The sequence below is a fragment of the Nonomuraea sp. NPDC049028 genome (assembly GCF_043197735.1).
Taxonomy (GTDB): Bacteria; Actinomycetota; Actinomycetes; order Streptosporangiales; family Streptosporangiaceae; genus Nonomuraea.
This window is the reverse complement of record NZ_JBICTR010000010.1, coordinates 341,174-354,053: the sequence shown is the minus strand read 5'-3', so window position 1 is coordinate 354,053 and position 12,880 is coordinate 341,174. Positions and strand designations below refer to the sequence as shown.

Below are 12,880 nucleotides of genomic sequence, written 5' to 3'. Positions count from 1 at the left end.
TCGCCGTGCCGACCACTCGAGTGACAAATGGTGAAATTTCATAGAAATGAGGTTTGGCGGCCCTCCGAGAACCACCGTCCAGCCGAACGCCTGGGAGTCCCAAGTTCGCGAACAGTGAAACGATCACAAGCTCTCAGAAGAGGTCAGTTACGGTCAAGACCCAAATTTTCCGGCAACGAGTCATCTCCATAGCAGCGCACGCTGGGTCCTATTGACGAGGGGTGCGCCAAAAGTTACGGTCGGGGCCGAAACCGAGCAGAATCGAACACGCTCGCTGGAGGTACGGACATGACGCGATCCCCTCTGGTAACCCTGGCCGGGTTCATCCCACGCTTGTCATCACCGCCACTGCCTGAGGTCGACGGCCGGAACCCGGCCGGACTCAGACCCGATGAGCGCCGTCTCGCCGCGAAGGGGACGTTATGAGGCGCCTGTTGGCAGGGGCGCTGTCGGCGGCTCTGCTGGCGGCGCTGCTCACCGTCCCGCTCGCGCCGGCGCAGGCCGCCGATCTGCGGATCGTCAACGGCGGTTTCGACGACGGACTGACCGGGTGGAGTGGATCGCACAGCCCGGGCGGTGTCACGGCCGTGACCTGGGACGGCCGCGGCACGGCGCGCGTCGCCGACGCCGAGCCGGGCAACGCGTACGGCAGGGAGAGCCTGCCGGGCCTGCCCGCCACCGCGGGTACGCGCTACACCGCCTACGCCCAGGTCTGGGCCGACAGCGGTAGCGCCGAGCTGTACCTGCGCTTCAGGGGAACCTCGGGCCAGCTCCTCGGCAGCGCGAACGCCTCGGTCACGGGCAAGCGGTGGAACGACGTCACGGCCTCCGGCGTCGCGCCCGCCGGCACGGCCACGGTCTCGGCGCTCATCTACTCGGGCGTCGCCAATGTGGGCACCGCCTACTGGGACGAGGTGCTGATCACCAAGGACACGACCGATCTCGGCGTGCAGCTCGAGAGCAGCGTGCCCAACGCCACCACGTTCGCGGGCGGCGACGCGTACGCGATCTACACCGGCACCGCGGACGCCAACCCGCAGCTCGCGGAGATCGACCTGGCCACCGAGAAGGTGACCAAGAAGATCACGATCCCGGACAGCGCCGCCACGCCCACGGTCGGCGGCTGGGCGGCGACCACGGCCACCGACGGCAGCGTCTACCTCGGCACCTACCCCAACTCCAAGCTCTACCGGCACATCCCCGGCCAGACGACGGTGACCGACCTCGGCAGGGCGGAGGGCGGCTACTCCTTCATCTGGGACCTGGAGGCGGGAGCGGGCGGGAAGGTCTACGGCGGCACCTACAACGACGGCCGCTACTTCAAGTACGACAACGGCGCCTTCACCACGATCGGCAGCGTGCCCATCGTGGCCGGTGCGCAGTACGTGCGCAGCCTCGCCCACGACCCGGTCGCCAACGCCACCTACCTGGGCACAGGGACGAACGCCGCGCTGGTCAGGTTCGACAACGTCACAGGGCGGACCGACAGCCTCCTGCCCGCCGCCTACGCGCACAACTCCATGGTGGGCGGCCTCACCTGGACCGGAGACAGGCTGTTCGCCTGGATCGACCGTACGCTGCTCGTCCTGCAGATCATCAAGAACGCCGACGGCTCCTACCGGGCCGTCACCGACGCCACGATCACCGATGTGGACCTGCACCACTCACCGGCCGCCGACGGCAAGGTCTGGCTGGTCAAGGACGGCCTGCTGCAGTCCTACGATCTGGCTGCCAAAACCGTGCGGGCGACGACCGTACAGCCCGGCTTGGACGTCACCGGCTACACCTGGGCGGACGGCACGCTCATCGGTCTCGGCGCGGCCGGCGACGGCACCAGGATCTTCAAGTACACGCCCGCGACCGGTCAGTGGAGCAGCCGGGTCGTCGGCGGCACCCCGGTCCTGCCCGCCGCGATCAACGCGCTCGGCGCCGGACCCGACGGGAAGATCTACACCGGCGGCTACCTGACGGGTGGCACCGGCGTGTACGACCCGCTGCGCGGCGACGCCGACGACGGCAGCCCGGACACGCCCACCCGTACCGGACTCAGCCAGACCGACAGCCTGCTGGCCCACGACGGGCGGCTCTACATCGGCGCCTATCCCTCGGCCAAGCTCTACAGCTACGACCCGGCGGGGCCGTGGCCGCCCACGCTCAGGTACACCGGCGGCGCGGTGGGCGACAAGGCCGACGACTGCGAGCCCGGTAACGGGCCGCCGCCGCAGGACCGCCCGTACGCGCTGGCCGGCGGCCCCGACGGCACGGTGTACATGGGCACGGTGCCCAAGTACGGCAAACGCAGCGGCGCGCTCACCATCTGGAAGGAGGGCACGGCGGGCCGGACCGTGTGCGTGGTGCGGGACCAGGCCGTCGTCTCGCTGGCCTACGCGGGCGGCAAGGTGTTCGGCGGCACCTCCACGCGCGGGGCGCTGGGCGTCGACCCCGTCTACGCCCCGGGAGCCTCGGCCACCCTGTTCTCCTACGATCCCGCGACCGGCGCCGTACGCACCCACCCGCTGCCGCTGACCGCGCCCAAGGCCGTGACAGCCCTCACCGAGGTGGACGGCGGGCTCTGGGGCCTGGCCGGTGGGTCGCTGTTCACGCTCGACCCGGCCAGCCCCGACGCGATCACCGTGAAGAGGCTGTTCGCCGACCCCGACTACACCGCCAAACCCAGCCTGGCCTGGCGCGATGGGGTTTTGCTGACCGTGGACAAGGATCCGGGCGGTGTGTACGGCACCTCAGGCGACCAGCTCTTCCGGATCGACAAGTCGACCAAGGCCATGACAGTGCTGCTGACCGACCCGGGGATGGAGGGACTGACGGCTGACAGGTTCGGCAACCTCTATTACAAGATCAACGAACGGCTGCACAGGCTCACGGTGACGGCGCCATAACCGATCTCCCCCAGCACCACGTCCCAGAGAAGGACTTGAGCCCGTGAAAAGACTGCTTTCGGCGTTACTCTCGCTGCTGGCAGGCGTGGCACTCGCGGTGGTCGCCGTGCCCGCCCTCCCCGCCCAGGCCGGAATCTGGCATGAGTATCCGTCCGCGGCCAACAGAACCTGCAATGACACCCAGACGTACAACGGGACCGCCTACCAGGTGTGCCTGGAGTTCAACGCCCCCCGTACGCAGGTACGCGCGGTGGCCTTCATCAACCCCGGCGCGTACACCAACTTCCAGGTCAACTTGACGCTGAAATTCGGCGGGGGCGGCCCGACCATCTCCGATTCGTGCCCGACGATGACCACGAACGCCAGCCGGGCCTGCTACACGGCGTTCACCGATCTCAGACGTCCCTACGCCGTCGCCGATGCCACCTTCGGCATCGGCGGAACCTGGCGGCCGACCGTCCGGGCCCTGGATATGAGGCTTTCGCTCAAGCAACAGGAGAAGTCGAACTGGTGCGGGCCCGCCGCCGTGCAGATGACGCTCGCCACGATGGGCTACTCGGCTCCGCCGCAGTCCGAACTGGCCGACAAGCTGGGCACCGACGAGGCGATCTACGGCATCACCTGGCCGGGACGGATCCCGGGCGTCATCAACCAATACCTGTCGGCCTCTGACTGGCAGTACTCGTTCGAAGGGCTGGACGTCAGCATCGACCAGACCCGCAAGATCGTCTTCAACCGGATCATCACCTCCCTGTCCCGCGGCAATCCAGTGATGATCATCGTGAAACCCGGCGCGTTGCCGTGGAACAACCAGGCCTCTCTGTTGCGGCACTACCTCGTCATTCACGGATACGGCGGCTTTTACACCGACGGGTCCTTCTATCCCACGACGTTCAAGGTCGCCGACCCGGCGGACGCGAGCGAACACTCCATCGACGCGCTGAACCTCGTCCTGGACAACGCGGGCACGGCGTGGAACTGGATCGACAACGTCGCGATCGTGCACGGCTGACCGAGCCCTTGGCCGCCCTCGGGCTCTCCGAGGGCGGCGGACGGTTTCGGGGAGGTGGACGGCCCGTCCGCCTCCCCGAAGGCCGAGCAGGGACGATCAGGCCAGCCTGCGGGGCCCGCCGTCCGGGCGGGGGCCCGGTGGGGTGCGGATCGTGGCGCGGGCGCCCAGGATGATGACGCCCTCCCGGCCCACCAGCACCTGGTCGAGCTCGAGACGGGCCACCTCCGGCAGGTCGTTGGCCAGGCGGCCCACCCTGACCAGGAGGTCCTCCAGGGCATTGACCGCGACAGGCGGGTAGCCGTACTCGCCGAACAGCAGCGGGGCCCCGCGGACCGAACGCACCAGCCCGGCGGCGTCCTCCCCCGTGAGCGGCGCGAGCCGGAAGCCCTGGTCGAGGAGGAGTCGCGCCGTCACCTCGCCCAGCCCGAACGACACGACGGGGCCGAACGCCGGGTTCTCGGTGACACTCACCACGGTCGGTACGGCGGGCTGCGGCGCCATCCGCTGGACCGCCAGCTCCACGTCCTCGCCGAACTGGGCGACGAACTCGGCGTGGGCATGCCGCACGCTGTCAGGCCCCGCGAGCCCGAGGCGTACGGTCCCGGCCCGGCGGGCGGCCTCGGCGCCGGCCACCTTGAGCACCACCGGCCAGCCCAGCCGTTCGGCGGCCACCACCGCCTCGTCCGGGGATCGCACCACCTCGGCCGGCCAGACGCTCAGCCCGTAGCAGGCGAGCAGCTCGGCGACGTCGGCGGCGTCGGCCTCGACCGGCGGGCCGGGCTCGGCGAAGAAGCTCCGCGCGGCCGCGGAAGACGCGGAAGCAGAAGCAACGGAGGCGGAAGACGCGGAGGCGGACGCCGCAGAAGCGGGTGCCGTGGATACGGAAGCCGCGTCATCGGCCGGGGCAGTGGTGGTGGTGGCCTGGTGGAGGGCGTGGTGGATCAAAGTGCGGGCGCGCTGAGAGTCGATGTCCGGGAGTTCGGGGGGTGGTAGTGACGGCTGGGCGCGCCATCTCGCGTAGCGGACCACGTACTCCAGTGCCCTGACCGCCTCCTCCGGCGCCGCGTACGACGGGATGGACCCCCGCGAGGGCACCGAGCCCACCAGCAGGTCGGGGTGCATGCCGAGATGCCCCTGGAAGGTGGCGAGCACCGGCTTGGCCGAGTCCTGAGACACCCGCAGCAGTTCGGCCGCGACCGCCGAGTCCTCGCCGGGGATCGGCGGCATGTAGATCACCACCACCGCGTCCACCGACGGCGAGTCGAGCCGGTCCGCGAGGGCCGTACCGAAGGCGGCGGCCCCGGCGCCCGCCCCCAGGTTGACCGGCGGCAGGGGCTCCAGGCCCGCGGCGACGCAGGCGTCGGCGGCGAGCAGGCCCAGGGCGTCGGAGTTGGTGACCAGCCCGACCCGAGGACCGGCGGGCAGCGGCTGATAGGCCAGGAGCTGGCCCACGTCGAACAGCTGGATGAGGTCGTCCACCCGGATCAGCCCCGCCTGCGAGAACAGCGAGCTGACCGCCGAGTCGGGCAGCCCGAGCGCCTCGGCGGAGTGACCGGCGGGCGTGCCGCCGCTCTTGACGACCACGATCGGCTTGCTGCGGGCCAGGCGCCTGGCCAGGCGGGTGAACTTGCGTGGATTGCCCAGTGACTCCAGGTAGAGCAGGATCACCTCGGTCGAGGCGTCCTCCTCCCAGTATTGGAGCAGGTCGTTGCCCGACACGTCAGCCCGGTTACCCGCCGAGACGAACGACGAGATGCCCATCCCCCGCTGCGCCACCCGCTGGAGCAGGGCGGTGCCGAGCGCGCCCGACTGGCTGAAGAAGCCGACCCGGCCCCGGCCCGGCACGGTCGCGGCGAGCGTGGCGTTGAGCTTGACGGCCGGGTCGGTGTTGGCGATGCCGAGGCAGTTGGGCCCGACCACGCGCAGGCCGTACGCGCGCGCGATGCGGGCCAGCTCGTCCTGCCGCTCACGGCCCTCGGCGCCCGTCTCGCCGAACCCGGAGGAGACCACGACCAGCCCGTGCACGCCCTTCTCCGCGCATTCCTTGACCACCTCGATGACGCCGGAGGCGGGCACTGCCACCACGGCCAGGTCCACCTGGTCGTCGATGGCGCCCACGCTCGGATAGGCGCGTACGCCCGCCATGGCGCGTACCTCACGGTGAACCGGATAGACGGGACCGCTGAAGTCGGCGGCGAGCAGGTTGCGCAGCACGGTGTGACCGACTCCCCCCGGCTCGCGCGAGGCGCCGATGACCGCCACCGAGCCGGGCGCGAGCAGGCGGGCGATGGACCTGGCCTCGGCGCGGTGTTCGCGGGCGGTCGTCACCTCGGTCGAGGTCTCCGTGGGGGTGAGGTCGAGCGTCATGCGGACGACACCGTCGGCGAAGGAGCTCTCGGCCGTGTATCCGGCCTGGCGCAGGACGCCCATCATCTTCATGTTGGCCGGGAGCACGTCGGCGACGAAGCGCTCGATGCCGCGTTCGCGGGCCGTGGCGGCCAGGTGCTCCAGGAGCACCGAGGCCACTCCCCTGCCCTGGTGGGCGTCCTCGACGAGGAAGGCCACCTCGCCCTCGCCGGGCCCCGTCTTGTCGTAGCGGATCACGGCCACCATCTCGGTGCCGATGGTGGCGATCAGCGCGACCCTGTCGACGTAGTCGACGGTGGTGAACCACGAGACCTCCTTGTCGGAGAGCCGTGGCCTGGGGCCGAAGAACCGGAAATAGATGGATTCGTCGGAGAGGCGGGAGTAGAAGGCGCGCAGTCTGTCGGCGTCGGCGGGCTTGATGGGACGCACATGGGCGGTGCCGCCGTCCGCCAGGACGACGTCGGCCTCCCAATGAGCCGGGTACGGAGCCTCCACAGTCCCGAGCGTAGACCCGTGTCCCGAATGCCACGCCCGGCAGGGCCTATTGGGCAACGCTTGTGCATCGACTGCCCCCCTGTGTCCGGGGTCCGCCCCACGGGTAGGCCGGAAGCTGTTAGTTTTGCCGTGGCCAGGCTCGTTCTGAAGGCAGCAAGGTGGTGGCATCATGACGCGGGTCGTCGTGGTGGGCGATCTCATGACCGACGCGGTCGCTCGCGCCCGTTATGCGCTCGCCAGGGCGAGCGACACTCCGGCGATCGTGACGATGCACGGCGGTGGATCAGGGGCGAACATCGCTTCCTGGCTGGCCGTCGAGGGTGCCGAGGTGGCCTTCATCGGCCGCCGGGGCGCCGACATCACCGGTCGCAACCGTGACATGGAGCTGATGGGTTACGGGGTCGACGCCCGGCTTGTCATGGATCCTGAGCGGCCGACCGGCACCTGCGTGGTGCTCGTCACGCACAAGGGTGAGCGGACCATGCTCTCCGACCCGGGCGCCAACGCGGCGCTCTCGCCGGAGGATCTGCCGCGCGACCTGTTCGGCGGCGGTCATCTGCATCTGTCCGGCTACACCCTGATCAACGAGGGGTCCCGCGACGCGGGGCTGGCCGCGCTCGACATGGCTCGCCGGTCCGGGATGTCCATCTCGGTCGACTGCTCGTCGTCCGCGCCGTTGGAGCGTACGGGGGCGGAGCCGTTCCTGGAGTGGACCAACGGGGTCAAGCTGCTGTTCGCCAACGTCGATCAGGCGAAGGTGCTGACCGGCCGCGACGATCCCGAGGCCGCGGCCAAGGTGCTCACCGCCTGGTTCCCGCAGGTCGTGATCAAAATGAACGACGAGGGAGCGCTCTGGTTCGGCAACAGCCGATCCGAGCCGGTCCGGGTCGACGCCGAGCCGGTCGAGCGGATCGTCGACGGCACGGGAGCGGGCGACGCGTTCTGCGCCGGGTTCCTGCCGCCGTGGCTGGAGGGCAAGCCGCCGTCCGAGGCGCTGACGGCCGGCTGCCACCTGGCGGCACAGGCGATTGTTCATCTGGGAGCGCGCCCGCGCCTCTAGTGCGATCTTTCCGGCGCCCTTTATCGTAAGAATCCTTATCGTAAGTTTTATCGCAAGAGCCCTCGATAAGGACGATAAGGAGCCGGATGCTGGGCGTGCGTCCGTTACGGCCAGGCGACCCCGTGTCGGTTGGCTCCTATCAGGTCACCGGGTTCCTCGGCGAGGGCGGCCAGGGCAGCGTCTATCTGGGGACCTCCCCGAGCGGCGAGCGGGTGGCGATCAAGCTGCTGCACGCCAGGTTCGCCGATGATGAGCAGGCCGTACGACGCTTCCGGCGCGAGGCTGAGGCCGCCCGGCGGGTGGCGGAGTTCTGTACGGCTCGGGTGCTCGAGGTGGGTGCCGTCAACGACCAGCCGTACATCGTCGGCGAGTACGTGGACGGCCCGTCGCTGCAGCGCCAGGTGTCCGGGGACGGCCCGCTGCGGGGCCAGGCGCTGGTACGGCTGGCCATCGCGACCGCCACCGCGCTGGCCGCGATCCACCGGGCCGGGGTGATGCACCGCGACTTCAAGCCGAGCAACGTGCTGCTGGCTCCCGACGGGCCCCGGGTGATCGACTTCGGCATCGCGCGAGCGCTGGACGTGAGCCAGAGCCTGACGACCAGCGTGGTGGGCACGCCCGCGTACATGGCGCCGGAGCAGTTCCACGGCGAGCCGTCACCGGCCAGCGACGTGTTCGCGTGGGCCGGGACGATGGTGTACGCGGCCACGGGGCACAGCGCGTTCGGGTTCGGGGCGCTGCCGGTGGTGATGCACCGGATCCTGAGCATGGATCCGGACCTTTCGGGAGTGCCAGAGCCGCTCGGAGCGCTGCTGTGGACGGCGCTGGGCAAGGATCCCCGGCGGCGGCCGACGGCGGAGCAGGTGCTGGGAGAACTCATCCGGACGAGCGCCCCTCCTCCTCCGCCACCGGCCACCGCCTACCCACAGGCCGCACCACCTGCGGCGGCGTACCCAGGGGCCGCACCCCCGGCCGGGCCGCACGGGAGTTCCGGGCCACAGGCGCCTGGTGGGCTTCGCTGGGAATCCGGGCCTCAGGTGCCTGGGCCGTACCCGCGACCCACGGATCCCGGTGGTGTCACGCCCGTGACCGCGCCCGGCGTCCGGCGGCGCGGTGTGCTGGTGTCGGTGGGGGCGGTGGCCACGGCGCTCGTGGTGGGCCTCGCGGCGTGGATCTTCATCCGCAACCTCCCCGGGACGGGACCGAATGGCGGACCGACGACCCCGGCAACGACAGGGCCCACCGGCTTCGACGCGGCGGTCGCGGCAGTCGCCAACCCGTCCACCAAGACCGGCGGCACACTCCACCTGGCCTCGGCCTACAGCCTGGACTCCTCCGACCCGGGCAACACCTACTACCCCGACGCCATGAACGCCATCCGCCTCTACGGCCGGTCGCTGACGATGTTCAAGCCCGTCCCCGGTCAGGCCGGCACCCAGCTCGTTCCCGACCTGGCCGAGTCCCTGGGGCAGGCGAGCGACGGCGGGAAGACGTGGACCTACCGGCTGCGCGACGGCGTGAAGTTCCAGGACGGCACGCCGATCACCGCGGCGGACGTGAAGTACGCGGTGCTGCGGAGCATGGACAAGGTCACCTTGAGCAATGGCCCCACCTACTTCGACACCATGCTCGACCTGCCCGCCGGTTACCAGGGACCGTACAAGTCGCCCGACGCGAACACGGACTCGGCCATCCAGACGCCGGACGACCGCACGATCGTGTTCCATCTCAAGCAGCCGTACGGGGCCTTCGACAACCTCGCCCAGCTGCCCGAGACCGTCCCCGTGCCCAAGGCCAAGGACACCGCCGCCAAGTATCGGTACGCGGTGATCTCGTCGGGACCGTACAAGTTCGAGAGCGCGACGGACAACAAGATCGTCCTGGTCCGCAACCCGAACTGGGACCCCGCGACCGACCCGAACCGCAAGGCCCTCCCGGACCGGTACGAGCTCCAATTCGAGCTGGCCGCAGCCGACGCGAGCGCCAAACTGCTGATCGGCCAGGCGGAGGTCAGCTCGCCGATCGCGACCTTGGACTCGACCAAGATCTACGACAATCCCGCGTACAAGAGCCGCGCCGACGCCCCCGTCGGCTCCCGGATCCGCTATCTGGCGATCGATCCGCAGGTACCGCCGTTCGACAAGGTCGACTGCCGCCGCGCGGTGATCCGCGCCCTGGACCTGTCGACGATCAACCGGGCCGTCGTCGGCGGGCTGAACCAGGGCGGCCAGATACCGACCTCGCTCGTGCCGCCGCTGATCCCCGGCACGCACGCGCCCCTGCCGGGCCTCACCGCCTCGGGCGACACGACCGCCGCCAAGGAGTCACTCGCCGCCTGCGGCAAGCCCACCGGGTTCAGCACCACCTACATCTACCGTGACACCTTCGGGGAGTCCGCCGCCGCGCAGGCCGTGCAGGCGTCACTGGCCAAGATCGGCATCAAGGTGCAGCTGCGGGGCTACCCGATCGCGGACTTCCACGCGAAGTACGGGGGTAATCCCGAATATCTCAAGAAGGCGGGTGTCGGCCTGATCGCCAGGGCGTGGGCGCCTGACTGGCCGGACGTGGAGACGTTCGTCTCCCCGCTGGCCGACAGCAGGGAGATCCTGGAGAAGGGTAACTCGATCAACGTGAACGTCCGCCTGCCCGCGCTCGACGCCCTCATCGACACGGCCAAGCGCGAACTCGACGCCACCACGCGCGCCCGGCGCTGGAACGAGGTCGAGCAGAAGATCGCCGACGAGGCCGTGCTGGTGCCGCTCTCCTGGGAGCGGTCACTACTCGTACGCGGCCTGAAGGCGACCAACGTGCACGTCAGCCCGGTCTACGGCGGCTATGACCTGGTGACAATGGGCGTCAGCTGACCGTCGCCAGGGCCAGCGGCAGCACGGCCGGGGCGCCCGCGTGGCGGACGAGCGCGGCGGCGAGCGTCATCGTCCAGCCGGTGTCGATGCGGTCGTCGATCAGCAGGACCGGACCGCCGCACGCCGCCACGGCGGCGCCGACCTCCTTCGGCATGGCCAGCGTCGCCCTCACCGCCTGAACCCGCTTGGCGCTGTTGAACTGCTTGCCCGGCGAGCCGTCGCGATAGCCGAGCTCGCCCAGGTAGGTCAGCCGCCCGACCTGCGCCAGCCGCTCGGCGAAGCCGCGCACGAGCAGGGGCCGCGACGTGGACGGCACGTTGACCACGGCGACGGGCCGCTCCCGCCAGTCCCAGGCGGACAGTACCTGGATCACGGCCTTGAACATGTCGTCGGCCATCGGCCCGTCGGCGCCGTTGAACAGCTCGCGCAGCCGGTTGCCCCAGCCGATGTCGGTGAGCCGCCCGAGCGCCCGGCCCGGCTCGGCGCCGAGCTCAGGCTTGATGCGGCCGGACAGGTCGGCCAGGCCGGTCGGCCACTGCCTGCGCGCGTCGATCTCGACGCCGGGCCTGGTCAGCCGCTCGCGGGCGCCCGCCACGGCCTGCTCGGCGATCTGCGGCGAGCGGTGCTCCCCGGTGCAGTTGTCGCATCTGCCGCACGGGCCGGCCGTCTCGTCGTCGAGGTGGCCGCGCAGGTAGCGTTCGCGGCATTCGGTCGTGGTCAGGTAGCCGAGCATGGCCTCCTGCTCGGCCTTGCGCTCGCCGGCGATGCGGGCGTAGCGCTCGGCGTCGTAGTCCCACGACTCACCGGTCGCCTCCCAGCCACCCTTGACCCTGCGGACGGCACCGTCGACGTCGAGAACCTTGAGCATCATCTCCAGCCGACTCCGGCTGAGATCGACGGCCGACTCCAGCGCGGGGGTGGAGAGCACGCCTCGCTCTTCGAGCGCCTGGAGCGTGGCTCGCACCACCGGCTCGGGCGGGAACGCCAGCGAGGTGAAATAGGCCCAGATGTCGCGGTCTTCGGTGCCGGGCAGCAGGATCACCTCGGCGCGTTCGACACCGCGTCCGGCCCGGCCGACCTGCTGGTAGTAGGCGACGGGCGACTGCGGCGCGCCCACGTGGACGACGAACCCGAGATCGGGCTTGTCGAAGCCCATCCCGAGCGCGCTCGTCGCCACCAGCGCCTTGATCTTGTTGTTGAGCAGCGCCTCCTCGGCGGCCAGCCGCTCGGCGGGATCGGTCTGCCCGGAGTAGGAGGCCACCTCATATCCCTGGTCACGCAGGTATCCGGCGATCTCGTGGGCCGCAGCAACGGTCAGCGTGTAGACGATCCCGGAGCCGGGCAGCTCGCGCAGCGCCTGGGACAGCCACGCCAGCCGCTGCTCGGCGGTCGGCAGCCGCACCACGCTCAGGTGCAGGCTCTCCCGCTCCAGCGGCCCCCGCAGGACCAGCGTGCCCTCACCCATCTGCTCGGCCACGTCCCGCGTGACCCGCGCGTTGGCGGTGGCGGTGGTGGCGAGCACCGGGATGCCCGGCGGCAGCTCGTTGAAGAGCGTGGCCAGTCTGCGGTAGTCGGGCCGGAAGTCGTGGCCCCAGTCGGAGATGCAGTGCGCCTCGTCGACCACGACCAGGCCGGCGCTCTCGGCCAGCTCGGGCAGCACGTTGTCGCGGAAGTCGGGGTTGTTGAGCCGCTCGGGGCTGACGAGCAGCACGTCGATCTCCCCGTCGGCCACCTGCCCGTAGATCTCCTCCCACGCCTCGGGGTTGGCCGAGTTGATGGTGACGGCCCGGATCCCGGCCCGCTCGGCGGCGGCGATCTGGTTGCGCATCAGGGCGAGCAGCGGCGAGACGATGACGGTGGGCCCGTCGCCGAGCTCGCGCAGCAGGGCGGTGGCCACGAAGTAGACGGCCGACTTGCCCCAGCCGGTGCGCTGGACGACGAGGCACCGCCGCCGGTCGATGACCAGCGCCTCGATGGCGGCCCACTGGTCATCGCGCAGCCGAGCGTGCTCACCGGCGAGCGCTCGCAACCGGGTCTCGGCCTCTTCACGCAGCATCTCGGCGTCTGGGGCGTCAATCATGAAGTCCTTGTTACCAGCTCCCACCGACCATTGGCGCCCATTGGTACGGTCCGGACAACCCCTTTCCATCCGTTACGGCAAGCCACACCCACCGCCACCCGCCGC

Annotated in this window: 6 protein-coding genes; 4 read left to right on the top strand and 2 right to left on the bottom strand. The window is 70.3% G+C overall.

Translation table 11 applies throughout. The annotated features are described in order from the left end of the window. Positions 1-422 precede the first annotated feature (422 nt). On the top strand, positions 423-2,897 hold the full coding sequence (locus ACGFJ2_RS38165; protein ID WP_393476855.1) for a hypothetical protein: 2,475 nt from the start codon (positions 423-425) through the stop codon (positions 2,895-2,897). Positions 2,898-2,940: 43 nt separating this feature from the next. Next, the gene (locus ACGFJ2_RS38160) at positions 2,941-3,909 is read left to right on the top strand and encodes a C39 family peptidase (protein ID WP_393476852.1); all 969 of its coding nucleotides are present in this window, start codon (positions 2,941-2,943) and stop codon (positions 3,907-3,909) included. A gap of 96 nt (positions 3,910-4,005) precedes the next feature. Here the strand turns inward: ACGFJ2_RS38160 and ACGFJ2_RS38155 are convergent, their stop codons facing one another. Next, positions 4,006-6,771 carry a GNAT family N-acetyltransferase gene (locus ACGFJ2_RS38155; protein ID WP_393476849.1) on the bottom strand — a complete coding sequence of 922 codons (2,766 nt, stop codon included), beginning with the start codon at positions 6,769-6,771 and terminating at the stop codon, positions 4,006-4,008. Between the two features lie 169 nt (positions 6,772-6,940). Here ACGFJ2_RS38155 and ACGFJ2_RS38150 point away from each other — a divergent pair, with 169 nt between their 5' ends. Together ACGFJ2_RS38150 and ACGFJ2_RS38145 are read left to right on the top strand one after the other, a co-directional pair. Beyond that, positions 6,941-7,831, top strand: a complete 891-nt coding sequence (locus tag ACGFJ2_RS38150) for a sugar kinase (protein ID WP_357940335.1) — start codon at positions 6,941-6,943, stop codon at positions 7,829-7,831. Between the two features lie 86 nt (positions 7,832-7,917). Then, entirely contained in the window at positions 7,918-10,695 is a 2,778-nt protein-coding gene (locus ACGFJ2_RS38145) for an ABC transporter substrate-binding protein (RefSeq protein WP_393476846.1), read from the top strand. Here ACGFJ2_RS38145 and ACGFJ2_RS38140 read toward each other — a convergent pair. Continuing rightward, complete coding sequence (locus ACGFJ2_RS38140) at positions 10,688-12,775, bottom strand: RecQ family ATP-dependent DNA helicase (RefSeq protein WP_393476843.1); 2,088 nt, start codon at positions 12,773-12,775, stop codon at positions 10,688-10,690. The genes ACGFJ2_RS38145 and ACGFJ2_RS38140 overlap by 8 nt on opposite strands. Between the last annotated feature and the right edge of the window lie 105 nt (positions 12,776-12,880).

What these genes read in the sequence shown, in the direction of transcription:
- ACGFJ2_RS38165 (WP_393476855.1), top strand. Translation starts at nt 423, where the DNA reads ATGAGGCGCCTGTTGGCAGGGGCGCTGTCGGCGGCTCTGCTGGCGGCG.
- ACGFJ2_RS38140 (WP_393476843.1), bottom strand. Translation starts at nt 12,775, where the DNA reads ATGATTGACGCCCCAGACGCCGAGATGCTGCGTGAAGAGGCCGAGACC.
- ACGFJ2_RS38150 (WP_357940335.1), top strand. Translation starts at nt 6,941, where the DNA reads ATGACGCGGGTCGTCGTGGTGGGCGATCTCATGACCGACGCGGTCGCT.
- ACGFJ2_RS38145 (WP_393476846.1), top strand. Translation starts at nt 7,918, where the DNA reads ATGCTGGGCGTGCGTCCGTTACGGCCAGGCGACCCCGTGTCGGTTGGC.